Source organism: Acinetobacter legionensis (genome assembly GCF_048552295.1).
In the GTDB taxonomy this organism is placed as follows: Bacteria; Pseudomonadota; Gammaproteobacteria; order Pseudomonadales; family Moraxellaceae; genus Acinetobacter.
In genome coordinates, this window is sequence record NZ_JBIMCW010000001.1 from 49,970 (window position 1) to 76,593 (window position 26,624).

General features: G+C 37.2%; 21 protein-coding genes. 13 read left to right on the plus strand and 8 right to left on the minus strand.

Going from position 1 to position 26,624, the window contains the following annotated elements; translation table 11 throughout:
• Nucleotide 1: 1 nt before the first annotated feature.
• Complete coding sequence (argG, locus tag ACG916_RS00205; protein WP_004724905.1) at nt 2–1,345, plus strand: argininosuccinate synthase; 1,344 nt, start codon at nt 2–4, stop codon at nt 1,343–1,345.
• A 78-nt stretch (nt 1,346–1,423) separates the two neighbouring features.
• On the opposite strand, the gene ACG916_RS00210 is transcribed toward argG, so the two are convergent.
• From ACG916_RS00210 to icd, 4 genes are all read right to left on the minus strand, one after another.
• Nucleotides 1,424–1,654, minus strand: coding sequence for a hypothetical protein (locus ACG916_RS00210; protein WP_336951679.1), 231 nt, complete (start codon nt 1,652–1,654; stop codon nt 1,424–1,426).
• A gap of 300 nt (nt 1,655–1,954) precedes the next feature.
• Nucleotides 1,955–2,311 (minus strand): DUF4124 domain-containing protein, encoded by a 357-nt coding sequence (locus ACG916_RS00215; RefSeq protein ID WP_166782095.1) that lies wholly within the window; start codon nt 2,309–2,311, stop codon nt 1,955–1,957.
• Between the two features lie 166 nt (nt 2,312–2,477).
• Nucleotides 2,478–2,969 (minus strand): DUF2867 domain-containing protein, encoded by a 492-nt coding sequence (locus ACG916_RS00220; RefSeq protein ID WP_336951680.1) that lies wholly within the window; start codon nt 2,967–2,969, stop codon nt 2,478–2,480.
• A gap of 577 nt (nt 2,970–3,546) precedes the next feature.
• Nucleotides 3,547–4,803: an NADP-dependent isocitrate dehydrogenase gene (gene icd / locus ACG916_RS00225; protein WP_333667652.1), complete on the minus strand. Its 1,257-nt coding sequence runs from the start codon at nt 4,801–4,803 to the stop codon at nt 3,547–3,549.
• Between the two features lie 919 nt (nt 4,804–5,722).
• Between icd and ACG916_RS00230 the strand changes: the two genes are divergently transcribed.
• Both ACG916_RS00230 and ACG916_RS00235 read left to right on the plus strand, forming a co-directional pair.
• Nucleotides 5,723–7,015: an MFS transporter gene (locus ACG916_RS00230; protein WP_336951681.1), complete on the plus strand. Its 1,293-nt coding sequence runs from the start codon at nt 5,723–5,725 to the stop codon at nt 7,013–7,015.
• A 403-nt stretch (nt 7,016–7,418) separates the two neighbouring features.
• Nucleotides 7,419–8,207, plus strand: a complete 789-nt coding sequence (locus ACG916_RS00235; RefSeq protein WP_336951683.1) for a pseudouridine synthase — start codon at nt 7,419–7,421, stop codon at nt 8,205–8,207.
• Between the two features lie 259 nt (nt 8,208–8,466).
• Here the strand turns inward: ACG916_RS00235 and ACG916_RS00240 are convergent, their stop codons facing one another.
• The gene (locus ACG916_RS00240) at nt 8,467–10,698 is read right to left on the minus strand and encodes an NADP-dependent isocitrate dehydrogenase (protein WP_336951684.1); all 2,232 of its coding nucleotides are present in this window, start codon (nt 10,696–10,698) and stop codon (nt 8,467–8,469) included.
• A 684-nt stretch (nt 10,699–11,382) separates the two neighbouring features.
• On the opposite strand from ACG916_RS00240, the gene ACG916_RS00245 reads away from it, so the two are divergent.
• Together ACG916_RS00245 and ACG916_RS00250 are read left to right on the plus strand one after the other, a co-directional pair.
• Nucleotides 11,383–13,839: an acyl-CoA dehydrogenase gene (locus ACG916_RS00245; RefSeq protein ID WP_419330100.1), complete on the plus strand. Its 2,457-nt coding sequence runs from the start codon at nt 11,383–11,385 to the stop codon at nt 13,837–13,839.
• A gap of 158 nt (nt 13,840–13,997) precedes the next feature.
• Entirely contained in the window at nt 13,998–14,387 is a 390-nt protein-coding gene (locus ACG916_RS00250) for a carboxymuconolactone decarboxylase family protein (RefSeq protein WP_336951688.1), read from the plus strand.
• Nucleotides 14,388–14,451: 64 nt separating this feature from the next.
• Here the strand turns inward: ACG916_RS00250 and ACG916_RS00255 are convergent, their stop codons facing one another.
• Nucleotides 14,452–14,706 (minus strand): hypothetical protein, encoded by a 255-nt coding sequence (locus tag ACG916_RS00255; protein WP_336951690.1) that lies wholly within the window; start codon nt 14,704–14,706, stop codon nt 14,452–14,454.
• Nucleotides 14,707–15,014: 308 nt separating this feature from the next.
• On the opposite strand from ACG916_RS00255, the gene ACG916_RS00260 reads away from it, so the two are divergent.
• The 4 genes from ACG916_RS00260 (at nt 15,015) to ACG916_RS00275 (ending at nt 18,034) form a co-directional block, all read left to right on the plus strand.
• Nucleotides 15,015–15,368, plus strand: a complete 354-nt coding sequence (locus ACG916_RS00260) for a hypothetical protein (protein WP_336951692.1) — start codon at nt 15,015–15,017, stop codon at nt 15,366–15,368.
• A gap of 1 nt (nt 15,369) precedes the next feature.
• The gene (locus ACG916_RS00265) at nt 15,370–17,088 is read left to right on the plus strand and encodes a PepSY-associated TM helix domain-containing protein (RefSeq protein ID WP_419327190.1); all 1,719 of its coding nucleotides are present in this window, start codon (nt 15,370–15,372) and stop codon (nt 17,086–17,088) included.
• The gene (locus ACG916_RS00270) at nt 17,085–17,423 is read left to right on the plus strand and encodes a DUF3325 domain-containing protein (protein WP_336951695.1); all 339 of its coding nucleotides are present in this window, start codon (nt 17,085–17,087) and stop codon (nt 17,421–17,423) included. Before ACG916_RS00265 ends, ACG916_RS00270 begins: the two co-directional genes overlap by 4 nt.
• Before the next feature lie 86 nt (nt 17,424–17,509).
• Nucleotides 17,510–18,034, plus strand: a complete 525-nt coding sequence (locus tag ACG916_RS00275) for a tetratricopeptide repeat protein (RefSeq protein WP_336951696.1) — start codon at nt 17,510–17,512, stop codon at nt 18,032–18,034.
• Between the two features lie 454 nt (nt 18,035–18,488).
• Here ACG916_RS00275 and ACG916_RS00280 read toward each other — a convergent pair whose 3' ends face one another.
• Together ACG916_RS00280 and ACG916_RS00285 are read right to left on the minus strand one after the other, a co-directional pair.
• Nucleotides 18,489–19,427, minus strand: a complete 939-nt coding sequence (locus ACG916_RS00280) for a DUF4424 family protein (RefSeq protein WP_336951697.1) — start codon at nt 19,425–19,427, stop codon at nt 18,489–18,491.
• A gap of 19 nt (nt 19,428–19,446) precedes the next feature.
• On the minus strand, nt 19,447–19,998 hold the full coding sequence (locus ACG916_RS00285) for a hypothetical protein (RefSeq protein ID WP_419327189.1): 552 nt from the start codon (nt 19,996–19,998) through the stop codon (nt 19,447–19,449).
• A 418-nt stretch (nt 19,999–20,416) separates the two neighbouring features.
• Between ACG916_RS00285 and ahcY the strand changes: the two genes are divergently transcribed.
• The 4 genes from ahcY (at nt 20,417) to ACG916_RS00305 (ending at nt 26,542) form a co-directional block, all read left to right on the plus strand.
• Nucleotides 20,417–21,799 (plus strand): adenosylhomocysteinase, encoded by a 1,383-nt coding sequence (ahcY, locus tag ACG916_RS00290; RefSeq protein ID WP_004717024.1) that lies wholly within the window; start codon nt 20,417–20,419, stop codon nt 21,797–21,799.
• A gap of 152 nt (nt 21,800–21,951) precedes the next feature.
• Complete coding sequence (metF, locus tag ACG916_RS00295) at nt 21,952–22,788, plus strand: methylenetetrahydrofolate reductase [NAD(P)H] (RefSeq protein WP_419327188.1); 837 nt, start codon at nt 21,952–21,954, stop codon at nt 22,786–22,788.
• A gap of 36 nt (nt 22,789–22,824) precedes the next feature.
• Complete coding sequence (locus ACG916_RS00300) at nt 22,825–23,544, plus strand: 16S rRNA (uracil(1498)-N(3))-methyltransferase (RefSeq protein ID WP_419327187.1); 720 nt, start codon at nt 22,825–22,827, stop codon at nt 23,542–23,544.
• A gap of 136 nt (nt 23,545–23,680) precedes the next feature.
• Nucleotides 23,681–26,542, plus strand: a complete 2,862-nt coding sequence (locus ACG916_RS00305; RefSeq protein ID WP_419327186.1) for a sensor domain-containing protein — start codon at nt 23,681–23,683, stop codon at nt 26,540–26,542.
• Nucleotides 26,543–26,624: the final 82 nt, after the last annotated feature.

The following is a 26,624-nucleotide window of genomic DNA, read 5'->3' on the forward strand; positions in this document are numbered from 1 at the left end:
AATGACTGATAATGCAACGATCTTGCAGAATGTACCAGTAGGCAAAAAAGTGGGTATCGCCTTTTCTGGTGGTCTAGATACTTCAGCAGCTTTATTGTGGATGAAACAAAAAGGCGCAGAACCTTATGCTTATACAGCAAACTTAGGTCAACCTGATGAAGATGACTACGATGCAATTCCGCGTAAAGCTGAAAACTATGGTGCTGTAAAAGCCCGATTGGTTGACTGCCGCTTACAACTTGCATTGGAAGGTATTGCTGCAATTCAATGTGGTGCATTCCATATCAGCACTGGGGGTGTTCCTTATTTCAACACAACACCATTAGGTCGTGCAGTAACAGGTACAATGCTTGTTACAGCTATGAAAGAAGATGATGTTAATATTTGGGGCGATGGTTCAACTTATAAAGGGAACGATATTGAACGTTTCTATCGTTATGGTTTATTAACCAACCCAGCACTTAAAATTTACAAACCTTGGTTAGATCAGCAATTTATTGATGAATTAGGCGGTCGCGCTGAAATGTCACAGTTCTTGATCGACAATGGTTTTGATTACAAAATGTCGAAAGAGAAAGCTTATTCAACAGATTCAAATATGTTGGGTGCAACTCACGAAGCAAAAGATCTTGAATATCTCAATGCAGGCATCAAAATCGTTGAACCAATCATGGGCGTTGCATTCTGGAAAGAAGATGTAAAAGTTGAAGCTGAAGAAGTTTCTGTAACGTTTGAAGAAGGTTTCCCAGTTGCATTAAATGGCAAGCGTATTGAAGACCCTGTTGAATTCATTCTTGAAGCCAACCGTATTGGTGGTCGTCATGGTCTTGGGATGTCTGACCAAATCGAAAACCGTATTATTGAAGCAAAATCTCGCGGTATCTATGAAGCTCCGGGAATGGCGCTTCTTCATATTGCTTATGAACGTCTTGTAACGGGTATTCATAACGAAGACACTATTGAACAATATCGCATCAATGGTTTACGTCTAGGTCGTTTATTGTACCAAGGGCGTTGGTTCGATTCACAAGCATTGATGCTACGTGAAACAGCACAACGCTGGGTTGCTAAAGCAATCTCAGGCACTGTGACTTTAGAACTTCGTCGTGGTAATGACTATACGATTATGAACACTGAATCAGAGAATCTCACTTATGAAGCTGAGCGTTTAACCATGGAAAAAGGTGATTCAATGTTTAGTCCTGCTGACCGTATCGGCCAATTGACTATGCGTAATCTTGATATCACTGATACCCGTGCAAAACTTGGTATTTATACCAATACTGGTTTATTGGCTGTTGGTACAGGATCTGCGATCCCTCAATTGAAAGACAAAAATAAATAATTTTTGATGAAAAAAAACCGCCAAATCAGGCGGTTTTTTTAGCTTTAGTCTTTGTGATTTTTCATTAAAGATCGCTTATCAAGACACTGCATTCTTAGTTTCAGGCTGCGATAAGTTTTGTTGCCCTAATTTTTGCTGTTGTTTTTGCAACTCAATCTTTTCAGCATGTTCTTGGCGAATTTGATCATATTGTCGTTTGGTTTCAGCATCACTTTTAGCCGCAAGAAAAGCCATTCCCACTAAAAATACTGGAAATAACAACGCTAATGTCGCAAAGATATAAAATTTTTTCGAACTTGTCTGTGACATAAATTCAAGGCTTTCAATAAATTTAATTAGGCTAATTAATATAACAGAATAATCCCATCCAATACATTACTCACCTACAGCCATAGGACGACAATCTCCTATATATTTAAAGCGAAAAACTTAAGTAAAAATCACACCACCCTGTGACCTAGAAGCTTTATAAATCACTTTCAGCAATACTCTTCATCAATCAAACTATTGTTATATGGAGCTTATCCCGCAAACTTCTTTAATAAATGTAACTTTAATAAAAACCAGATGCCCATAAAACAAAACGGTCTAAGCCAATTTAAAAAATAATTAACGATTCTTTGTTTGTTTATAAGCTTCTTGCGCTATAGCCAAACTTTTCTTTTTACCTTCAACTGTATCTGAAATCTCATTAGAAGTTCCATTTCCTGAATGACGTTGCAGATGTTGCTGTTGAGAATACTGATGCATTTCAGACTGAGTTTTTTGCTGCTGTATCGAAGTTTGGTTTGCAGTTCGTTGGGTTAATTTTTGTTGAAGTTGTTGCTGTGGATTTACAGTAGCAGTTCCTGCACAAGGTCTAGATTGGTAAGTTACCGAACCTTTTACCACACATTTGTGTACGTCTTTAGCAAATACATGATGCGAAATCCCTAAAGCTAAGATAACCAACAATACTTTTTTCACAACCAACACTCCATTTAAGTTTCAACAAAATATCAATAATTGATTTAAATTGCTATTTACACAGGAGTTTTCTTATTCACAGGATTTTTCATTTACAATTAAGGTATAAATATGACTTTTTTTGCCAAGTTTTACAGCATTTTGTCATAGTTCAAATCCTTCAGTTTCAAGATTTAATTTGAAGGTTTTTAAGTGATTGCTGAACAATAAAACCATGAACTAAAGACACAGGCAGCATATAAATTTTCCCGAAAAGATTATAGGTGACTACACTGGTACACACCTTCAGTTCATTTCTAAGTTCATCATATTCCTCGATTTGTAAAACCAGCAATACACTCAAATGTTTATCGGTTGACTGTAAAAAAAGCTCACGATCGGAGACTTTAATCACATCAAAAAAATCTGCTTTCCTACCTACTTGAAGTGGTTTAGTTGATTCACCAAAGCCTTGAATAGGTTGCACACCACCTAAACGCTGGCTTAAAAAATCCCTCAGCTTAAACGCAGCCTTCAACCAAACTGGCGGCTTGCTAGTCATTAGATAATAGGCTTGAGTACTGGTGAGATTTTTATCAATATATTGCTTGGCTTCGTGTAAAAAATTTAATTGATCAAGTGGAGCAACTAAAGTTTGTGGGTCTCTTTCTATATTCAATTAACCACCCCTATAAATATAATTAATATTTTTTCAAACAACCGCTAAAAACAGTCTACAGTAATCAGTTATTGGTGCAATTACTCACAGCCTAAAGTTTAAGAAATATATAATCGACCTGTCAAAAAAGCTTAGACACAAGAACATAATTCCCCTTAATCAATATTTTCAATTAAATCAATCGCATGGACAAACAAATTATTTAATTATAAAAAGCTTGTACTGCCACACCTTACATTCAAAGTTTAAATACCTTTGCGTAGGCGATGCCAAACCTTGCGCTGCAAACAAAGCAGTGCTTTGTTTTTGCTCATGGGCGAGGGGTACGACCTGTACCCCCTCCCAACGGCGACATCCATGTAGCCACACAGTAGGATCACCATCTAGGATTCAAAAATCTAAAAAATGAATTGATAACTAAAATTTTATAAAAATTATTAAAAAACATAAGCTTAATTTATACTCAATGACTTAATAAAAGTCACTGGTATGAATAATTAAGTAGTTTGAATACAACAAAAAGGTCTGCACTTGACAGACCTTTGATTATACTGACTTTAGTGCGTTTATCTTTTAATTAACTATCCATATTTTCAATAATCGCTTGACCGAATTCAGAACAGCGAAGCAAAGTTGCACCTGGCATCAATCGCTCAAAGTCATAGGTGACAGTTTTCGCAGCAATCGCTCCCGATACGCCCTGAATAATCAAATCAGCAGCTTCAATCCACCCCATATCACGAAGCATCATTTCCGCAGAAAGAATAATAGAGCCTGGATTGACTTTATCTTGGCCTGCATATTTTGGTGCTGTACCGTGAGTTGCTTCATATACAGAAATTGCGCCACCAATATTTGCACCCGGTGCAATACCAATACCACCTACTTCAGCTGCCAATGCATCAGAAATATAGTCACCATTTAAATTAAGTGTCGCAATCACAGAGTATTCAGAAGGACGCATTAATATTTGCTGTAGGAATGCATCTGCAATCACATCTTTAATAATGATCTCTTTACCCGTTCTTGGATTTTTAATTTTTACCCACGGGCCACCATCAATCAGCTCTCCACCGAAACGATCAATTGCCAGTTCATAACCCCATTCTTTGAACGCACCTTCGGTATATTTCATAATGTTGCCTTTATGCACTAAAGTTACACTTGGCTTATCATTATCAATCGCAAACTGAATCGCCTTACGCACCAAACGCTGAGTACCTTCTTTTGATACCGGTTTAATACCAATCCCACAATTATCTTCAAAACGAATCTTAGTTACACCCATTTCTTCTTTTAAAAATTTAATGACTTTTTTCGCTTCAGGAGAATCTGCTTTCCATTCGATACCCGCATAAATATCTTCGGAATTTTCCCGAAAAATCACCATATCGGTCAGTTCAGGGTGTTGAACAGGTGACGGCACTCCTTCAAACCAACGTACAGGGCGTACACAAACATAGAGGTCGAGCTCTTGGCGTAAAGCCACATTCAATGAACGAATACCGCCACCCACAGGTGTGGTTAATGGCCCCTTAATCGAAACAACAAATTCCCGCAGCGCCTCAAAAGTTTCTTCAGGCATATATGTTCCGTAGATTTTATCTGCCTTTTCACCACAGTAAACTTCCATCCATTCGATCGAACGTTTGCCACCATATGCTTTTTGAATTGCTGCATCCACAACAGCTTTCATGGCTGGTGTAATATCAACACCAATACCATCCCCTTCTATAAAAGGAATGATTGGATGATTTGGAACATTCAGTGACAAGTCCGCATTTACAGTAATTTTGCTACCATCAGCAGGCACTACGATCTTCTGATAACCCATTGTTGAGGTTCTCCCTTTTATTATAGTTGGCAAATCCAAAATAATTGCCAAATCGACAATATTTCTAACCATTCTTAACGCATATCAGTCTAGTCTAATTTGTACATTTTTTGAGATTTATACGAGGAATAACAACATTTCTCTACTGAATAAAGCACATTGTTCCATTATTTAATGTCATTTAATTCATCATTTTTTATATAAATCAATATTCTCAATCACCTCGAATATTGAAAAATAAAAGTATTAGCTATGTTTTTCCACACAAAGAAATTTTCCAAGAGTCGGATCTTCTCCATGTTTCACACTGTAAACACAAGTAGTTAATTCTTATTTTTTAAATGATAGCCACTCTATCCAACATATCAGCCGCCAAAATAACTACAAAACCCCCCAATCGGATCTTTAAAAGTGAGAGCTAATATACCTTTTCACTATAAGCTTTATTTTCAATTTTTTGATTTGATATTCGTTATTTAATTTAAAAATTTATAACATTTTGACAATAGATTAATGACCAAACTGGCCACCTTAAAACCACAATATATTCATATATTTCATTGTATTAAAATACGCACCACAATAGAACACAAACAAAAACCCGTAAATTTATTTTGATTGCTGGTATTTTTTGCCATTGCTTTTAATTTAAAAATCAAATTATTAAAAACAACATCATCGACTTAAGATTAATTACAAAAATATTTCACTTTTACTATATGTTTTCACATGAATTTTAATGAAAGAATAAATCGAAATTCATTTTTTGATTCCTTCTGTCTATCCTATAGCCTCCAATCAAATTAACCATCTTTGCAATTATTATTTAGTCTTAAAATCTTTAACATTATTCCTGTTTTTTTAAATCGCAATGAATTTTGAATTAATTACGATTCAACCTAACTCATGGATGTAAATAATGGATCAAACTTACAGTAAAGAAGAGAAACGAGGCCGTATACGCGGTATCGTCGGCGCAGCTTCAGGAAACTTAGTAGAATGGTTTGATTTTTATATTTATGCTGTATTTGCGGCATATTTCACTAAAGCATTAACTGCACCAGATATGGACTCCGGTACTCAAGCCATTTATGTATGGGGTGTCTTTGCAGCCAGCTTCTTTATGCGACCAATTGGTAGCTGGGTTTTCGGACGAATTGCTGATAAACATGGCCGCAAAAAATCAATGGTCATTTCAATCTGTCTTATGGCAGTAAGCTCTTTCTTATTTGCCGCACTCCCAACCTATGAACAAGTTGGGATGGCAGCACCTTTCCTACTTTTACTTGTTCGCCTGCTACAGGGTTTATCTGTAGGTGGTGAATATGGTGCTGTCGCAACCTATATGAGTGAACTTGGCTTAAAGGGTCAACGAGGCTTTTTTGCTTCTTTCCAATATGTCACCTTGTCAGGTGGTCAGTTATTAGCAAGTTTGCTCGGTGTTATTATGCTGGCATTCCTATCAGAGCAGCAATTGCTTGATGGCGGCTGGCGTATTCCTTTTGTCATTGGTGGTATTGCTGCAATTATCTCCCTACTTGCACGTAGTCGTTTGGAAGAAACATTATCTAGCGAAGACAGTGATAAAGAAGAATCAGGAAGCTTAAGTGAACTGTTTAAAAATCACTGGAAAACCTTCTTATTGGTCGTAGGTTATACTTCTGCGGGTTCCCTCACCTTCTATGTGATTACAGTATATTCAAAGACCTACCTCACCAATATGGGTGTGGATAGTAAGACTGTCGGATTCATTATGACAGCTTCACTATTTATCTTTATGCTTGCACAACCTGTGTTTGGTGCTATTTCTGACCGCATTGGTCGTCGTGCTGCAATGCTTGCGTTCAGTGGAACTATGGCAATTTTCATCTATCCAGTTATGGTGATCTGGATGCCACATTTCAGTTACTCACCATTGATGGTTGCACTGCTACTTATTTTCCTGATGATGTTACTCAGCTTCTATACCTCTATCAGTGGATTGGTTAAGGCAGAAATGTTCCCGCCACATGTTCGTGCATTGGGTGTTGGTTTCTCTTATGCTGTGGGGAATGCAATCTTTGGCGGTTCTGCACCATCTGTAGCACTACAGTTCAAAGCAGCCGGTATTGAAAGCACCTTCTTCTTCTATGTGATTTTCATGTTAGTGATCTGTTTCTTGTGTAGTTTTAAATTACCGAAAGAGCCAGAATATCTAAAACATGACCACTAAATAACATGGTTAAGTCATAAATAGCTTGTGATCACTGATTAAAATTTGAGATCTACACTATTCAAATAAGCTGTACTATCCAAAGGTGGTACAGCTTTTTTATTATATGGTTTTACTTCAATAGACGCTGTTTTTTCCAGTTGTTTAGCTTAATTTTATGCAATGGTAAATTGCAAAAAGATAAAACCTCCCACCCTACTCTAAAAACCTCGTATCTTAAGATCGCCCATCTAAGAAAAATGTATTTACAACTCAAGCTTGGTAAATAAATAAAGTTGAAGAATACAAAGCGTAATCTGATATAGTAGCGCACATATCGTAGTCTTTATCTTTACCCAACTCTCTTCAAACGGGTAACTTTATCAAACTCAAAAATTTTATTGATATTTATTAGTGGTCTAAAGTGAAAATTGTCATTCTTAATAAACCTTATGACGTCCTCTCCCAGTTTCGTAAAGACGAAGCACATATGACGATGTCAGACTTCGTAGATGACTCGACTTTGCGTTTGGCGGGTCGTCTCGATATGGACTCTGAAGGTTTAGTTTTTTTAACTGATCATGGTGGTTTAAATCAGTACATTACCAATCCTGCCAATAAGAAATTTAAAACTTATGTGGTGCAAGTTGATGGTGATGTGACTGAAGAAGCCCTTGAACAGTTGCGCAAAGGTGTTGAGCTAAAAGATGGTATGACTTTACCTGCTCAAGCGAATAAAATAGAACAGCCTGGATGGTTGTGGGATCGTGATCCACCTGTACGCTTTCGTGCGAACATTCCAACATCTTGGATTGAAATTTCGATTTGCGAAGGCCGTAACCGCCAAGTACGTCGTATGACTTCAGCTGTCGGTTTCCCTACTTTACGTTTAATTCGTACCAAAATTGGTGCAATTGACTTGGTACAAATGGGTTTACAGCCTGGTGAAACCAAAGAAATTGAACCATTGCTTTATCCTGACTTCCAAAATATTCCTGCGGACGAACCTTATCGTTCACGATCTTATGTGAAGAAACCTGGTGGTACAGGTGGAAAACCAATTGTTCGCAAGAATAAAGATGGTTCAACAAAAAAGTCAGGCACTAAACGTATCTGGCAAATGGAAGATGGTGAAAAACCACGTCGTAAGACCAATGGTACCACTCGTCCAAATACCAAAACCCCACGTGGTCGTGGACGTAATGGTCGATAGGATTTAGTTATTCGAAGCCATTAATCGATTGTCGCATATTATAAAAATGCCTAATGAAATTCATTGGGCATTTTTATTTTTATAATTTAAAAAAACTCAAGACCAATTAAAACCAATCTCCCCCTCATCATTTAAATTGATTCATACAAAACTTGCAAATAAATTACTTAAACAAAGATTTATTCCCTCAATAAAAAAGCCGATGCTTATGCATCGGCTTTTCTCACCAACAAGATCGTTGGTTTATAGCATTTAAAACTTAAACATTAGCAAGTGTAGCGTTAAGCGTAGCACTTGGACGCATTACAGCTTCAACTTTAGCCGTATCAACTGCATAGTACCCACCGATATCCGCTGGCTTACCTTGAACAGCAGCAAGTTCAGCAAGAATTTTGTCTTCGTTCTCAGCTAATGCTTTTGCAAGTGGTTCAAACTTGGCTTTTAATTCAGCATCGTCATTTTGAGCAGCAAGTGCTTCAGCCCAGAATTTCGCAAGGTAGAAATGGCTACCACGGTTGTCTAGCTCACCCGTACGGCGAGATGGAGACTTATCATTATCTAACAATTGACCTGTTGCTTGATCCAATGTCTTCGCCAACAACTTAGCACGCGCATTGTCTTCTTTAATACCTAACTCTTCTAAAGAAACTGCTAATGCCAAGAATTCACCAAGAGAATCCCAACGCAAGTGGTTTTCTTCTACAAGCTGTTGTACGTGTTTAGGCGCTGAACCACCCGCACCTGTTTCGTACATCCCACCGCCCGCCATTAACGGAACGATAGATAACATTTTCGCAGAAGTACCCAGTTCCATGATTGGGAACAAGTCAGTTAAGTAATCACGTAAAATGTTACCTGTCACTGAAATTGTATCTAAACCACGAGCAACACGTTCAAGCGTATAACGCATTGCACGTACTTGTGACATGATTTGGATATCAAGACCCGCTGTATCATGATCTTTCAAGTATTTTTGTACTTTCTTGATCAATTCATTTTCATGCGGGCGGTATGGGTCAAGCCAGAAGATTGCAGGCATACCTGAGTTACGCGCACGCGTTACTGCAAGTTTTACCCAGTCACGAATCGGTGCGTCTTTCACCTGACACATACGCCAGATATCGCCTTCCTCAACGTTTTGTGACATCAACACTTCACCAGTCTCAAGATCTGTGATGTTTGCAACACCTGCTTCAGTGATCTCAAAAGTTTTGTCATGTGAGCCGTATTCTTCAGCTTTTTGCGCCATCAAACCAACGTTTGGCACAGTACCCATAGTACGTGGGTCAAAATTGCCATTCCACTTACAGAAATTGATCATTTCTTGGTAAATACGTGCGAATGTTGACTCTGGCATAACAGCTTTACAATCATACTGCTTACCATCAGCTCCCCACATCTTACCACCGCCACGAATCATCGCTGGCATAGATGCATCTACAATCACATCATTTGGTGAATGGAAGTTGGTAATACCTTTCGCTGAATCGACCATTGCAAGTGCAGGACGGTGTTCTTGACAAGCATGAAGATCTTCGATGATCTCTTCACGCAATGATGTTGGTAAAGTTGCAATCTTCTCATAAAGACCAGCCATACCGTTATTGACGTTAATACCTAACTCGTCAAATAACTTGGCATGCTTTTCAAATGCTTCTTTATAGTAAATTTTTACACAGTGACCGAATACAATCGGGTGTGAAACTTTCATCATCGTTGCTTTTACATGCAACGAAAATAAAATGCCCGCTTCACGGCAATCATCAAGTTCTTTTTCATAGAAATCGCAAAGCGCTTTTTTGCTCATAAACATTGAGTCGATGATTTCGCCATCAAGTAATGCAACTTTTGGCTTCAGCACAATGCTCTCACCATTTTTGGTGATAAGTTCCATTTTGACGTTACGCGCACGGTCAAGTGTCATTGACTTTTCACCGTGGTAGAAATCACCCTCATCCATATGAGAAACATGTGTTTGTGACCACTGTTTCCATTCGTTCATTGAATGTGGATGTTTCTTGGCATAGTTTTTCACTGCAGCAGGTGCGCGACGGTCAGAGTTACCTTCACGTAACACTGGATTCACCGCTGAACCAAGGCATTTGCTATAACGTACCTTAATTGCTTTTTCTTCTTCAGTTGTTGGATTTTCAGGATAGTCAGGGATTGCATAACCCTTTGACTGAAGTTCCTTAATACATGCGCTCAACTGAGCAACAGATGCACTGATATTTGGGAGTTTGATAATGTTAGTGTCTGGATCTTGAGTAAGACGCCCTAGCTGTGCAAGGTTGTCAGATACTTTCTGTTCATCGCTTAAGTATTCCGCGAATTCTGCAAGAACACGAGCAGCTACAGAAATATCAGTTTTGACAATCTCTACGCCAGCTGGCTTAGTAAAGGTCTCAATGATCGGCAGTAGCGAATAAGTCGCCAACAATGGCGCCTCGTCAGTCAGTGTGTAAATGATTGTTGACTTTCCACCAGCCATATATAGCCCCTTGCTTTAGATTGTGTTTTGAGAACCGAGCTTGTGACCCAGCTCTTACGAACCGACTTGCTTAAATTTAACCCCAAGAGTATCAGCCTTCCTGATATTACAGTCAACGTAAGATCTGTGATAACGACATTTCGTAAAAAAATGGTACATCACAAATATTGCATTAATAGCAATATTTGCACAAAAATTAATCACTTTCTTGTAAAAATAGCCATTCCGACCAAGAGCAACAACAATCCATACCATCTTCTTCTTTATTGTTTTAAACATTAAAAATTTTATCTTGCTGATTCTTACAAACAGAGCAACCAATTAAAAACCATTGAAAACACATCGACGCGCTTCAGCGACATAAAACAAGCCGAACAGCACAAAAAAAATCAGCTAGATACTGTTTAAATTTTAAATCATTCAAGTCTGTCTAAAAAGTGAATGAGCAAATGAATGGAAAATTTATTTATTCCCCAATACTCTGGTCACGATATGACAATAAATATGCTTTGGTTAACTTATACTCACAAAACAACAATACTTTTACCTTGAATAGTAAGTCAAAAAATCGTTATTAATAAATTACATGTTTAATTTTTCATCACATCATTAATGAAAAAATAAGCTTCAATGATGTATTTCCTATCCCCAAATTAATATTAAAACTGTAGAGGTAATATGTTAATGCTATTACTCATCGCAATACTTATTCAAATCATCTCACTCTGGGCCGTTTTCTTTTTTGCACTTGAACGGACAATCGGTAGTATCACCACGATTGTCATTGCGATTCTGAGTGCAGTGATCAGCCCATGGTCTCTCATCCTTGGTCTCCCGCTTATTCTTATCAGTTTAGTTTTACTGATTGAGCCACTGCGAATGCAAGTTTTGACTAAACCAGCTTATAAAACATTAGCCAATGCAATGCCAAGCATGAGTAGCACTGAACGTGAAGCATTGGATGCGGGTACCAGTTGGTGGGAAAAAGAATTATTTATGGGGGCGCCAGATTGGGAAAAATTTAACAATTACCCCTACCCGACGCTTAGTAATGAAGAGCAATCTTTTTTAGATCATGAGGTTGAACAACTCTGTCAGTTGCTAGATGAATGGGAAATTCATCAAAATAAAGACCTGAACGCAGAGACATGGCAATTTATTAAAGACAATGGCTTTTTTGGACTTATCATCCCTAAAACTTATGGTGGTCGTGAATTTAGCTCTTTTGCACAAAGTCGTATTATGAGCAAAATCGCTTCACGCTCATTAACCACTGCCGTAACCTGTATGGTGCCTAACTCATTAGGGCCGGGTGAGCTTTTACTGAATTATGGTACAGATGAACAAAAAAATCGTTATTTGCCCGGCTTAGCCAAGGGTGAAGAAATTCCTTGTTTTGGACTAACCAGTCCTGAAGCGGGTTCTGATGCTGGAGCGATTCCTGACACTGGGGTAGTTTGTTATGGGGAGTTCGAAGGTCAACAAGTGCTTGGCTTAATTATGAATTTCTCAAAACGCTGGATTACCTTAGCACCCGTTGCAACCGTAGTCGGTCTGGCCTTCAAACTGTATGACCCAGATGGCTTATTGGGAGATAAAACTAAAACTGAGTATGGTATTACATGTGCACTTATACCCGCCTCTCATGCAGGCGTAGAAGTTGGACCTAGGCACCATCCGGGTGGTTCTCCATTTATGAATGGCACAGTTGAAGGTAAGGACGTCTTTATTCCGATTGACTGGATTATTGGGGGCGCAAAAAATGCTGGGAATGGCTGGCGTATGCTGATGGAATGTCTGGCTGTTGGACGCGGTATTTCCCTTCCTGCATTGTCTACAGCCGCAGGTGAAATGACGTATTTATCTGTAGGTGCATTCGCTAAAATTCGTCAACAATTTAAATTATCAGTCGGTAAATTTGAAGGGGTCCAAGAAGTTAGCAGTGACATCGTCAGCCATACCTATATGCTAGAAGCTTTCCGCTATTTAGTCACTTGCGGTTTAAATCAAGGTGGCAAACCCGCTGTTATGACCGCAATGGCAAAATACTACGCCACTGAAACGATGCGAAAAATCGTCAATCATGGTATGGACATCACAGGTGGTCGTGGTATTCAACAAGGTCCGCGTAACTTTCTTGCCAATATGTATCAAGCTATTCCGATCTCGATAACGGTTGAAGGAGCAAATATCTTAAGCCGTTCGTTGATGATCTTTGGTCAAGGTTCAATGCGTTGCCATCCTTATTTATTTGAGGAATTACAATTGTTACAGGCCGCAGATAAAGCTTCTGCCTTAAACACATTTAACACCATGTTATATCAACATTTAGGCTACACTTTAAACCGTGGAGCTCGTGCATTCACTTATGGATGGTTTGGGGCAAGTAATCAACGACCTGACTCATCAGATGCTTTTACTCAACCTTATTATAAAATCATCAATCGCTTCAGTACTGATTTTGCCCTAACCGCAGATATGTGTCTTGGACTATTAGCTGGTGATATTAAACGTAAAGAAATGCTCTCAGGGCGATTAGCTGACATTCACTCCAAAATGTTTATTGCGACAGCCATACTCAAATTTTATGAAAATGGTCAAAGATCCACGCAAGAACAGGTACATGCCAAACTTGCATTAGATGAAACGCTTTATGATGCCCAAGAAGCATTTTATGGCTTATTTGATAATTTTCCGATTCAAATTGCATCAAGTCTGGTTAAATTTGTTTGTTTCCCATTTGGTCGACCGATCAAGAAACCGAGTGATCGTCAAAAGAGTGAAGCAGCAGAACTGCTCATGCAAGATAACCCATTCCGAGATTATTTAAAAACGCAGGTTTATTATACTGTTGATCCGAATGATGCTTTTGGCCGAATGGAAGCCACCTTCAATCTACTCTCAACCGTTGAAGACGATTGGAACAGCTTTAAAAAAGCGGAATCTAAAGGTGAATATCAGGGGCTAACATTTGAAGAGCGCATACAGGATGCAGTCACTCGTGGCTTAATCAGCGATGATTTAGCCACAAAATTAACCCAATATAATGCCCTGCGTTATGACAGTATGCTCACAGATATTTTTGATGAAAAATTAGAGCAGGTATTGGTATTAGAAAATCCTCATCTTCACTCAACTTAAATCTATTTGGCAAATGCCATTTAAGAGATAAGACGATATAAAACGTTGACCATAAACAGCGATTCACCATCGCTGTTTTTTAACATAGACATATTGCCAATGGGTTATTTGGTTATTTCGGTATAGTGTTAAAAATATAACAGCTGAGGAAAAAAGCAATGTCTCAACAAGATTATGAAAATGGCTTAAAAGTCCGTACAGAAGTGATGGGAGAAAGTTTTGTAAAACGCGCTCAAGATAACACTGTTCCTTTTACAAGACCTTTGCAAGACTGGATCAATGAGCATGCATGGGGTTCAACTTGGCAACGTGAGGGTGTTTTACCACGTAAATACCGCTCTTTGATTACCATTGCATTTTTGGTTGCGCAGAAAAGCCCAACCGAACTTAAAGGTCATATTCGTGGCGCATTAAATAATGGCGCGACAGTTGAAGAAATTCAGGAAGTATTATTACACAGCCTACCTTACTGTGGCGCCCCAGCGACACAAGAAGCATTTCGTGCTGCACTCGAAGTCATCAATGAATACCAAAAGGTAGATTCATAAACAATTAATGCGATCAAATTCTTCAATATAGGCCATGCTCCAACATGTTGCCTGTATTGCTGAGTTAATTCCAAAACACATTAAAACTATAAAAAAACTCATCTACTTCAAAGCGAACATGGTATCCCAACTGAGTTAACTCAGAAGAAAGCCCCCGAATATCCTCTAAAGCTAGATGTTTAGGTAAAACTGTAAAAACAGCAGTATTGCCCTGCTTGGCATTTTCTTCAATCATTTGAGCTAAACGAAATTTATATAGCTCTATATTTAAGTTAGAATTGGCTGCCAATTGTTTTGCGTCTTCAGCATGAATAAACATGATTAAATTTCCATATTATTGTTTTCCACGATATCACTACAAGATATAAATAAATATCGGAATACGCTGTATGCTTTATGTTCGAAAGCACATGCACAAAAATATACTCACGAAAAAATTTTTATAGCCATAAAAAGCTTATAAAATTCTCACACATATCTTCAGAATTAACTTGTATAAAAGTTTGAACATAAAAATTAAATTAAATCCAGTGCTTTATTTTGGTGGAATTTAATTTTTTGTATTTAAAAAGTAAATGATAATTGTTATTATTTACTTAATTTTTAACCTTTCTTATTTGATTGCCTATGAATAGCCAGACTGAACTCGATGTCCTAAACGCATCTGTTTCAACTCCGACTGTATCAACACGAGCTAAATCCGCACACTCTCTCATACAATATCGCGTCATGATTGCCTACCGTTTTGCTCTGGCAATTCTTGGTGGTTACCTGCTTGCATCCATGTCCGCTATAGTGATTGCAAAAACATTTGCCGATTATCGTGCTGCCGCTGCAATGAGCGCCACACTTCTTGCTTTCTGTATTCACTGTGCCGCATTCATTTGGGTTTTTATGGTCAATAAGACATTAAAAGCCAGCTTAGGCATACTTGTTCCAAGTATCATTTTATTTGTCATTTATAAAATGATGGGGAATTAAGATGCGCGTAGATGCAAAAGTTGAAGGTCCACGCCAATCCATGTCATGGTTACATACATGGGCAAGCTTAATTCTTGGTTGGTTACTTTATGCAATTTTTTTGACAGGAACATTGAGTTTCTTTCAGTCTGAAATAACTGCTTGGATGAAACCTGAAATTCATCAATCTGTTCCAAGTGATTCTCAAGTACAGCAAACGCAGGTTGCTTTAAATTATTTACAAAAAAATTATCCTGATGCAGGTAGTTGGTCAATTCAATTACCCAACTCCAGACAAACCACAACTGAGTTAAATATCCGCAAAAAAGGTGAAGATCTACAAGCACGTCGTGGTGGAGAAAGAATCACCCTAGACAGTGCAACTGGACAAGTCATTGAGGCTCGAGATACGCGCGGTGGTGGATTTCTCTATCGCTTTCACTTTGAATTGTATGGATTTGATCGTATTTGGGCCCGTTGGATCGTCGGTTTGGCTACTATGCTGATGTTTGTGGCAATTATTAGTGGCATTATCACCCATAAAAAAATTTTTAAAGATTTCTTTACTTTCCGTTCAGGTAAAGGGCAACGATCTTGGTTAGATGCACACAATGCCACAGCTGTTTTTGCCCTACCCTTTCACATTATGATTACATTCAGTGGTTTGTTATTGCTGATGTTTATGTTTATGCCTTGGGGAATCAACCAAGTTTATAAAGATCGACAAGAGTTTTTTCAAGAAATGCGCGGAGGCGCAGTTCAGCAAAATAATTCTCGCAATAGAAATGTTGAAAATCGCTCAGTATCTGCAAATACATCCCAAGCTCGAGGCATCACTGAACAACGCTCACGAGGAGAAAGAGGCAAACAACATGAACAAGAAGCAGGATATCCTGCACCACTTACGAGCTTAACACCACTTATTATAGCAGCTCAGGCACAATGGAAAGAAAATCCAATTGCCTCTATTCAAATCCTTGCGCCAAATACATCCAATGCCACCATTGAACTTCGTGCTTTATATGCAAAAAGTGTGGTAGAACGTGGTGTTTACCCAATTTTGAAATTCGATGGTGTAACTGGTAAAGACATCAATGAAACTGTTCAAACAAAGAATGCATCTATCCCGATGGGAATTTACAATGTTGTGACTGTATTGCATGAAGCTCGAGGTCTTGATTTAACCTTCCGCTGGTTATTGTTCTTCTCTGGCGTAATAGGTACCTTAATGATTGCAACTGGACTTATTTTATGGTGTGTCAAACGTGCACCTCAACAACAAAAGCAAGGCTATAAATCATTTGGTTATCGTTTTGTTGAAGTGATGAATATTGCTGCTGTGATTGGACTACCTATCGCATGTGCAAGTTATTTCTATGCCAATCGTTTCATCCCATTTGAGATAGAAACACGTTTAAATTGGGAAATTCGTGCTTTCTTTATCGCATGGTTAGCTACGTTAATTTATGCAGCGATTCGTCCACACCGTCAGGCTTGGCTTGAGCTTCTAGCTTTTGCTAGTGTTGCTTTTGCACTACTGCCTATTGTCAACTTTACCACGGGTGGTCAAGCATTTTGGAACAGCATTGCCAATGACCAATGGATGATTGCCTCTTTTGATTTAATGACATGGGTACTCGCCATTTTATTTTTCTTGTCATTTTATAAAGTTAAAAAGCACAAAGGACTTCCTGTCAAAAAATCTAGAAATGCACCATCAAATAAGGAGATTTCAGCGTGATTTTCTTCTTACTGGTTTGGTCTTTGTCTAGCTTGGCTTTTATTGCACTTGCCAGTGCAATGTCAAAGCATCAAAAACAGATGTATGGACAGGAGTTAACAGCTCAACAAACACGACTCGCTTCTATTTTAGGTTGGACTTTACTGCTTATTTCACTGATCATTTGCGTAATATCAGGGCCGCTTAGTAGTATGCTCAGTTTTTGGATTGGCATTCTGACATTTTCAGCATTATTTGTGGGTGCCTTATTAACCTATTACAGTTTAAAAGTGAAATTTGTTGCCTGCTTTTGTGCGGGAATGAGCTTTGTCACCAGCGTGATCCTACTCATTTAAACTGTTTCAAAAAATCAGTTATACTCATAAGCCAATCTCTAGATTGGCTTTTTTTATCAAATTTATTGCTTAGTGTTGGTATTTTTATGTCTAAACCACTTTCAATCCCTTCAGAACTACTCAATCGTGCTGCAATGGGTAATCCAGCAGCACAATTTGAACTTGCTGAAATATATATGCAAAGTGAAGATGAAGATAACAATCAACTTGCAGAAGAATGGGCTCTTAAAGCAGCACAATTAGGCCATGTTGAAGCCATGTATTGGTTAGGTGAAGGCTATGCTTATTATGCAAAAGATATCCTTGAAGAAGATCCTAAAGAAGCCAAGGCTTATTTTGAACATGCCCACCGCTGGTTAGAGCAAGCGGTCAAACATCAACATCCTGCTGCGATTTTAGAGTTATCTAATTTCTATCGCCGTGGGGATGTGGTTGAAAAGGATCTGGTGAAATCAGTCGAATTGGTTGAGCAAGCAGCAAAACTGGGTGAAGTTCAAGCCATGCGTGATCTTGTTTGTATTTACGAACACGGGATGGGGGTTGATGTTGATGAAGAAAAAGCTGATTTTTGGGCTGAAAAAGCCAAGTCAGCTGAAGACACTTCGGTATAATTGATAAATTTCAGCCCACATTAGTCAAACCACCTAATTATTCATACAAATGATTGCTATCAAGTCATTGATCATAAATAAAGCTTATATTTTTGTATGAACTTTTAGAACTGTTGGTTATCAATTCATTTTTACTTTTGAATCCTAGATGGTGATCCTACCGTGGGGCGGGGGTATATGAGCAAAAATAAAGCACTGCTTTGTTTGCAGCGCAAGAGCCCTGTTAAACAAAAGATTTTTGTCATCTTTTGATCTCTGAAAAGTGAGGCATCGCCTACGCAAAGCTATTTAAACTTTATGTAAGGTGTGGCATTGCAAACTTTTTTATAATCAAATAATTTATTTTTCCATACAATTGATTTAATTAAAAATATTTATTAAAAGAACCTATATTCTTGTGTCTAAGTTTTTTGACATGTTGACTATAGAATGAGCTTAAATTTGATTCACTAATTTAATTACCTAAATGCACAAAAATTACATCTAAATCTTGTTTAGGTACAAAGTTTTTCTCAACCATTTGGAACTGTGTCGGACTAATTTTATTGACTTTACCTTTCCAGCAAAACGATACCAACTCTCCCGGATCACGTTCAATGATCAATTTAAAATTTTCGATCGGTTTTGCCCAATTTGCCCCAGTAGTCAAAATATAACTCAGTGCATTAAAAGGCGAATGTTCCGACTGTGCTTTTTTCAAGCCTTTCTTAAAATTACTGTCCATACAAAATTGTTGATTATATTCATCTGGATATAGTGCAACCGAACCACCCACTAAAGGTTTATATTGATGTTTGACCTGTGTAATTGAATTGGCTTTAAAAGTTTGCTTCCAGCTATAAACCACTTGTGAAGACCAGTTGATGACTTCGTCTGGATTTTTAGGCAAAATACTTTTTACTTTAGGGTTTGAACAGCCTTTTAGTTTCTTTTCAAATATCCCATATTCATCAGTTTTGCGATTCCAAGGATTTAACATTTCAGTTTGTGAAAAGCCACATTGCTTAAATAACTCAGTGACATCAATTGCTTTAGACTTTTCATCTCTTTGTATAAATGTCTGCACATGCATTGTCGGTTGAACCGCTTTTCCATTAACCTGAATTTTAAAACTTTTTAATAATTCCTCAGTATGGGCAAAATCGGATTCAAAAGTATTATCAACGCGTGGTAAAGGGAATAAAACAGTTTCAGTAATATCTTGATTACTGAGGTTTTTAAATTGATAATCAACCTTAATTAATTTTTTACTAATGAATAAGTCTTCACGTTGCATTGCAATATTTTTATTTTTAAGGTACTCAATTCCCCCTGTTCCCACATAGCCCGTAGAGTCATTAGCAAAAGCAGATGTCGCTGTCAGAATCGATGTGATCAATACGATTTTTTTCATTCTATTTCATCCAAATCAGTTAATCTAAATCAGGAAATTCTATTGTTTGATAATGCACACAATAAATGGATTCATCAAAAATAATATTTGTAGCAATCTGTTTGATAATTTGTTCTTGCAAAAGAATTTCTTTTTCTAAAACTTCATTCCAATAGATTGAGTTTTCTGAAAAATTCTCATAATAATCCAGTACTTCAATCATAGCATTAAACAAAGCCACTAAATACTGGCTTTTGTTTTGATTTGATACCATCAAGAAAAACGCATCCAAAGAAATCACTTCAATGGCCTCTAATTCCTCATAATCATCGGCATATTCATCTACAGAATCATTTGATTGTCGAATTCTCTTTTGATAATCAATTAAATTTTCTTGATCAATATCATGAAACAATTGTTTTTTATCAATTTTTATTTGATAATTTTGTTCAATAGAAGATTGAAAGTTTGGTAATTTTTCATAAAAAGCAAAAATAGCTTTCACTAAACTTTTCCGCTGTTCAAGAGAAGCCTGCTCAATGGCTTGCCTCAATGCAAAACTATGCTGATCAATTACTTTTAAAATATCCATAAACTCACTGTCCCAATATTTACTTTTCAAAACCGAAACCACCTCACAGAAAAAGCAAAGTACTTTTGATCGTTAAAAATACTGCAATCCCAGATACATGCCTCAGTGACTTAGCAACCATTAAAAAGCATCATCTTGATTTTATTTTTGTTTATAGATCAATAAATACGGATCTTATTTTTGCATAGATTCTCTATTTAAAAACAATTCTATCTTTTAGTTGAATATTAACCAACTACATTTGAACTCTATTAAAATCTAGGTACAATAGTCGCCAGTCGAGGGATGCTGCGACTTTTTCACAGGCACATAAATGTGAAATCGCTAGGCTCGACGATTCGGTCAGACTTTCGTGCTGGTCAACAACGGCATCCGCGAACTGAATGATCAATATTTTTTTAATATAAAGGAGATCGTGATGAACGCGGTTAATGCTTCATTTACAGATTATAAAGTTGCAGATATTTCCCTAGCTGACTACGGTCGTAAAGAAATCAAACTAGCTGAAGCAGAAATGCCAGCATTGATGGGCTTACGTAAACGCTATTCAGCAGCAAAACCACTTGCTGGTGCAAAAATTCTTGGTTGTATTCATATGACCATTCAAACTGCTGTTTTAATTGAAACACTGGTTGAATTAGGCGCGGAAGTACGTTGGACTTCATGTAACATCTTCTCAACTCAAGACCATGCAGCAGCAGCAATTGCAGCATCTGGTGTTCCAGTATTCGCCTGGAAAGGTGAAACTGAAGAAGAATACATGTGGTGTCTTGAACAACAAATTAATGTTAATGGCACGCCTTGGGATGCCAACATGATTCTTGATGATGGTGGTGATTTAACTGCTGTTGTTCATGAAAAATACCCTGAACTTATTGCTAAAATCCACGGTATTACAGAAGAAACCACAACAGGTGTTCAACGCTTAAACGAAATGTTCCGTGATGGTACTTTAAAAGTTCCTGCAATTAACGTGAATGATTCGATCACGAAATCTAAAAATGACAATAAATATGGTTGCCGTCATTCATTAAATGACGCAATCAAACGTGGTACAGATATGTTGTTATCTGGTCGCCGTGCGCTTGTGATTGGTTATGGTGATGTCGGTAAAGGTTCTGCTCAATCACTTCGCCAAGAAGGTATGATTGTCCGTGTAACTGAAATTGATCCAATCTGTGCAATGCAAGCATGTATGGACGGTTATGAAGTTGTTTCTCCATATAAAAATGGTGTACAAACAGGTAAAAAAGAAGATATTAATCTAGACCTTCTTCAAAATACTGACTTGATCGTGACGACTACGGGTAACTATCACGTATGTGATTCTGCAATGTTAGATACATTAAAAGCTGGTTCAGTTGTATGTAATATCGGACACTTTGATACTGAAATCGATACAAACTATTTACGTGGTTATAAGTGGGTTGAAGTTAAGCCTCAAGTACACCAAGTGTATCGTACAGAAAATGAAAATGATTATCTGATTCTTCTTTCAGAAGGTCGTTTAGTTAACCTTGGTAATGCAACTGGTCACCCTTCGCGAGTGATGGATGGTTCTTTTGCAAACCAAGTATTAGGTCAAATGCACTTATTCGCAGAAAAATTTGCTGATCTTCCAGAAGATCAAAAAGCAGCACAGATCCGTGTTGAACTGATTCCTAAGAAGTTAGATGAAGAAGTTGCTGCAGCAATGGTTGCTGGTTTTGGTGGTGTATTGACGCAATTGACTCAAGTTCAAGCAGATTACTTGGGCGTTGCAGTTGAAGGTCCATTTAAATCTGAGGCTTATAAGTACTAAGTTTTAATCCCCTCTCCCTAGCTTTCTCCCTAAGGGAGAAGCAATATTCATTTACTGATTAATGAATTAAAAGCTAAGTCCTCTCTTTTTAAGAAAGGACTTAGGAGAGGCTAAAACAAATTAAAAAAGTATGAATAAAAAAGGATTTAACCATGACCAAACGTGTTCCAATTTCGTTTGAGTTTTTCCCGACCAAAACTGATGCAGGGGCGGAAAAACTTAAGCTTGTTCATCAAGAATTACAGCTTTTAAATCCAGAGTTTTTCTCGATTACTTATGGGGCTGGTGGTTCTACTCGTGAGCGTACACTAGCCGCAATTGCTGACTTTAATGGTAAAGGCACACCTGTTGCCCCTCACCTTTCATGTATTGGTGATGATAAAGTACGTATTGCTGAATTACTCGATATCTATAAAGCTCAAGGAATTGACCGTATTGTTGCGCTTCGAGGTGACTTACCTTCTGGTCAAGTCGGCCTAGGTGAGCTTCCTTATGCGACTGATTTGGTCCGTTTTATTCGTGAACACTCAGGTGATCATTTTAAAATTGAAGTTGCAGCATATCCTGAAATGCACCCACAAGCTGACAACTTTGATGCAGACATTAAGCACTTTGCTGAAAAAGTCAAAGCAGGTGCAAATGCAGCCATCACTCAATTTTTCTTTAATCCAGATGCCTATTTCTATTTTGTAGAGCGTATCCAAAAGCAAGGAATCGATATTCCTGTTGCGCCTGGCATTATGCCAATTACCAATGCAAACAATTTAATCCGCTTTGCAGATGGTACAGGTGCAGAAATTCCACGCTGGATTCGTAAGCAACTGGCGACCTATGGTGATGATTCTGAAAGTATCAAAGCCTTTGGCCATGAAGTTGTGATCAAACTGTGTGAACGCCTTATTGCCGGAGGTGCACCAAGTTTGCATTTCTATAGCATGAATCATACTGAGCCAAACCGCCAATTGGTACTTGATCTCGGTTTAGCTTAAATCAAAATTGCATCATCCACTTGTGAGTAAAACTGCATGCCCCGCTTTTATATTGAAACTGATTTAGCTGTCGAAACTACGGTTGAACTCACTGAAACAGTATTTCATCATTGGGTCAAAGTATTGCGTGCACAAGTCGGTGAAATAGCCACCTTGTTCAATGGACAAGGTGGCGAATATGAAGTGACTTTAACAGAGGTCGCCAAAAAATCGGCCGCTGTTAAAGTCACTTCGTTTAATCCAAACAATCGTACCCCTGCTTTTACAGCGCTTCTCGGACAAGTAATGAGTAAGGGAGATCGTATGGATTATGCGATTCAAAAAGCTGTTGAATTGGGTGTATTTCAAATTCAATTACTGACGTCAGAACGCTGTGAAATGCGCTTAAAATATGATCGAGATCAAAAGAAGTTAGATCATTGGCAAGGTATAGCGATTGCAGCTTGTGAACAGTGTGGTATGAATATTGTTCCAGAGATTTTAGCGCCTATCAGCCTAAATGAGTGGATAAAAACTGAATTGCCCGAGACTAGATTTGTCCTTGCACCTGAAAAAGAGCAGACTGATGTACTCAAAGGAATTAGTCCAAATATTGCCCTTTTGATCGGCCCTGAAGGCGGTTTAAATGAAGCTGAAATTGATCAGGCAAACCAATCTGGATTTAAAAATTGGTGCATTGGTGAACGTATTTTAAGAACTGAAACTGCCCCTGTCGTTGCTTTGTCAATTTTGAATTATCAAAGCTTTAAAAAGTGATGTATGTCATGTAAAATAATTGCAAATTGGATGATTTCACAGTATTTTAATCCCAAAGAAACTATTAATTAGCAAATTTTAAATAGTTGCTCCGTTAAACCTACACATTCTAAAAATAGCAGAGGTGCAAGCGCTAATGAATGATGTTCAGGAAGAGCTTCTTTCATATGATGTGAATTCTTCGAACATCAGAAAGATAACCAAAGATATCCGGATATTTTTTATTTGGGTATTTTTTACGTGCATCTGTGACGCTTTACTTTATATTTACTTATTTGATACGTCTTCAGAGCTATTAAGCAGTTGGTTTATTGTCACTGTCTTATTTGTATTATCAGCATGTTTTTTCTCCACCTATCTCTTACAGCAAAATAAAATTCAAAAATTTAAAAATATTGATCTTTTTTTTCAGTTTTCGTGTTTAATTTTAGGAAGTTTATTTGGGATTGGCGTTTATATCATCAATTTAGAATTTATGATGATGCCAAATCGGGTTGACCCATTTTTTTCATTTCTTTTATCCAGTTTTTTATTAAGTTTTTCATATGTTTTGGCAATGAATTTTCTAAACCAAAAATTTAGTTATTTTATTGCCTTTTTTGTTCCCTCTGTAATCCCAATAGTGACAATCCCCCTGCTTTTCCCTCAAAATACCAACGAAATCTATAGTACCATTTTCATTATTTGGTTTTCTTTACTATTCTTTAGTACTTATGCCTCACATAAAATTTATATTAATGCAGAAATATTAGAACTCAAAAATAAGTTTTTATTTAAGCAATCGCAAGAACAGCTTGGAAAATATACAGACCTTGAAATACAACTTAAAAATGAAATCTTAAAAACACAGGTCATGAAAAGTGAATTGCAATTACATAATCATTTATTAGAACAAAAAGTTAAAGAACGGACTTTTGATTTTAAACAGATGAACGACCGTTTAGAGAATCATCAGGCCAATTTAGCTTTTGCACATGAAACTGCCGGTATTCACTCTTGGGTCTGGAATATTGAAAAACGAACTTTTGAGATCTCTGACTCAAAAAGCGGTGCCGAATTTAAACAACTCAATCTAAAACACAATAGTGTAGATGAATATGTTCATCCTGATGATATTGCTAATTATAAAACAACTCTCAAGCACCATCTCAAAGGTAAAACTGAGCGTTTTGAAGCAATCTACCGAGTTAAACGAGATAATCACTGGTGTTGGATTCAAGACATTGGCAAAGTGGTTTCTAAGAATATCAATAACAAACCGCTCAGAATGGTGGGTATCCAACGTGACATTCAAAAAGAAAAGACTGACCAAGAAAAGTTAAAACTCGCAGCAAATGTTTTAGCCCAAGTGGCTGAAGGTGTTTTCATTTTAGATAATAATTTATGCTACTTAGAAGTAAACCCTTATTTTGAAAAACTCTTAGATTACAAACAACACAATATCGTTGGAAATCATCTATTTGATATTACGATCAATAATAACCCACGTACTCAGCAAATGTATAATGTGATTACCCAAAGTTTAATTCAAAAGGGAGAATTTGAATCTGAATTGCAAATTGATTTTACCTCTGGGAAAAAACTCGCACTTTGGGTACATATCAACGCAATTTATGATGAAAAAAATAAATTTTCCAATTATGTGGGCATTATTACTGACTTAACTGATCGAAAAAAACAAGAACAACGACTCTCGTATTTAGAACATTATGACATTCTCACCGATTTGCCAAATCGCTTTTATTTTAAACAACAACTGCATAATTATTTAATTCACTATTCTGATTCATTTAAAAACTTTGCGGTTTTACGCATCAACATCGACCGTTTTAAATTATTTAATGAATTTATGAGTCATAAAGAAGGTGATGAGTTATTAAAACAAGTCGCTCACAGGTTAAGATTATGTTGCCCAAATGCCTCTCTCATTGCCTATTTAAATAATGATGATTTTGCTGTGATCTATAATTTAAGTAGTAATAACATTAATATTCATCAACATACCCAACATATTTTAGATGCATTTAAACAACCTTTTGATGTTAAAGAACAAGAACAAACCATTACGATCTCAATTGGCGTTGCATTATATCCAGAGCATGGTTTACAACTCGATAGTCTCATTGGCCACGCAGAATCAGCATTACATGAAGCAAAGCGTTTAGGTGGAAATACTGTATATTTTTATTCTAATAAAAAAACACCTCTACTCAACCAAGGTATTAATTTAGAAAATGAGTTGAGAAAAGCGATTAAACACAAAGAACTAACCGTACATTATCAACCTAAAATTTGTGTTAAAACCCACCGTATTTATGGTTTCGAAGCATTAGTGCGCTGGCAACATCCAAGTTTGGGTTATATCTTGCCAGATATTTTCATTCCACTTGCTGAAGAAACTAGCCTCATTTCAGATATTGGCTTAATTGTATTACATGAAACTTGTCAACAAATACAGCAATGGCAATCGCTCGGTTTTGATCATTTTAGAGTATCGATTAATATTGTTGCTCAACAAATCTACCGTGGTCAGTTGGTTAAAGATATTGATTACGCCCTCAAAAAATATAACATTTCGGGGGATATGCTTGAATTGGAACTCACTGAATCATCTCTATTTGATAAATCTGAAGAAGTCAATTTTCTCTTACAACAATTAAAAGATCGCCATATTTCTATTTCTTTGGATGATTTTGGGACTGGTTATTCATCTTTAGCATATCTAACCAGTTACCCTTTTGATATTTTAAAAATAGATCGAGCTTTTATTTCAAAAATCGGACAAGAAAAAGATGAAGCCATCGTCAATGCGATTATTGCAATGGGCAATGCAATTGGTATTACCTTGGTGGCTGAAGGTGTTGAAACAAAAGAACAAGCGTTATTTTTAGAAAAACATGGTTGTTACATTTTACAAGGCTTTTATTTTTCTAAAGCATTGTCATCGGCAGACAGCACAAAATATTTGGAACAGCATAAACTTATAAAGATTTGTTAATTTTTTTAGACTTTATATCTATTACTTTGTTTGAAATAACTATTTTTTGACTGTCGGTATCGCTCAACAAATGTTATATTCG

Excerpts from the sequence above, each read along its gene's own strand:
- ACG916_RS00285 (WP_419327189.1), bottom strand. The coding sequence starts at position 19,998 with ATGGATATTTTAAAAGTAATTGATCAGCATAGTTTTGCATTGAGGCAA.
- ACG916_RS00275 (WP_336951696.1), top strand. The coding sequence starts at position 17,510 with ATGTCTAAACCACTTTCAATCCCTTCAGAACTACTCAATCGTGCTGCA.
- argG (WP_004724905.1), top strand. The coding sequence starts at position 2 with ATGACTGATAATGCAACGATCTTGCAGAATGTACCAGTAGGCAAAAAA.
- ACG916_RS00265 (WP_419327190.1), top strand. The coding sequence starts at position 15,370 with ATGCGCGTAGATGCAAAAGTTGAAGGTCCACGCCAATCCATGTCATGG.
- ACG916_RS00300 (WP_419327187.1), top strand. The coding sequence starts at position 22,825 with ATGCCCCGCTTTTATATTGAAACTGATTTAGCTGTCGAAACTACGGTT.
- ACG916_RS00245 (WP_419330100.1), top strand. The coding sequence starts at position 11,383 with ATGCTATTACTCATCGCAATACTTATTCAAATCATCTCACTCTGGGCC.
- ACG916_RS00305 (WP_419327186.1), top strand. The coding sequence starts at position 23,681 with ATGAATGATGTTCAGGAAGAGCTTCTTTCATATGATGTGAATTCTTCG.
- ACG916_RS00210 (WP_336951679.1), bottom strand. The coding sequence starts at position 1,654 with ATGTCACAGACAAGTTCGAAAAAATTTTATATCTTTGCGACATTAGCG.
- ACG916_RS00255 (WP_336951690.1), bottom strand. The coding sequence starts at position 14,706 with ATGTTTATTCATGCTGAAGACGCAAAACAATTGGCAGCCAATTCTAAC.
- ACG916_RS00250 (WP_336951688.1), top strand. The coding sequence starts at position 13,998 with ATGTCTCAACAAGATTATGAAAATGGCTTAAAAGTCCGTACAGAAGTG.
- ACG916_RS00240 (WP_336951684.1), bottom strand. The coding sequence starts at position 10,698 with ATGGCTGGTGGAAAGTCAACAATCATTTACACACTGACTGACGAGGCG.
- ACG916_RS00230 (WP_336951681.1), top strand. The coding sequence starts at position 5,723 with ATGGATCAAACTTACAGTAAAGAAGAGAAACGAGGCCGTATACGCGGT.
- metF (WP_419327188.1), top strand. The coding sequence starts at position 21,952 with ATGACCAAACGTGTTCCAATTTCGTTTGAGTTTTTCCCGACCAAAACT.
- icd (WP_333667652.1), bottom strand. The coding sequence starts at position 4,803 with ATGGGTTATCAGAAGATCGTAGTGCCTGCTGATGGTAGCAAAATTACT.
- ahcY (WP_004717024.1), top strand. The coding sequence starts at position 20,417 with ATGAACGCGGTTAATGCTTCATTTACAGATTATAAAGTTGCAGATATT.
- ACG916_RS00280 (WP_336951697.1), bottom strand. The coding sequence starts at position 19,427 with ATGAAAAAAATCGTATTGATCACATCGATTCTGACAGCGACATCTGCT.
- ACG916_RS00260 (WP_336951692.1), top strand. The coding sequence starts at position 15,015 with ATGAATAGCCAGACTGAACTCGATGTCCTAAACGCATCTGTTTCAACT.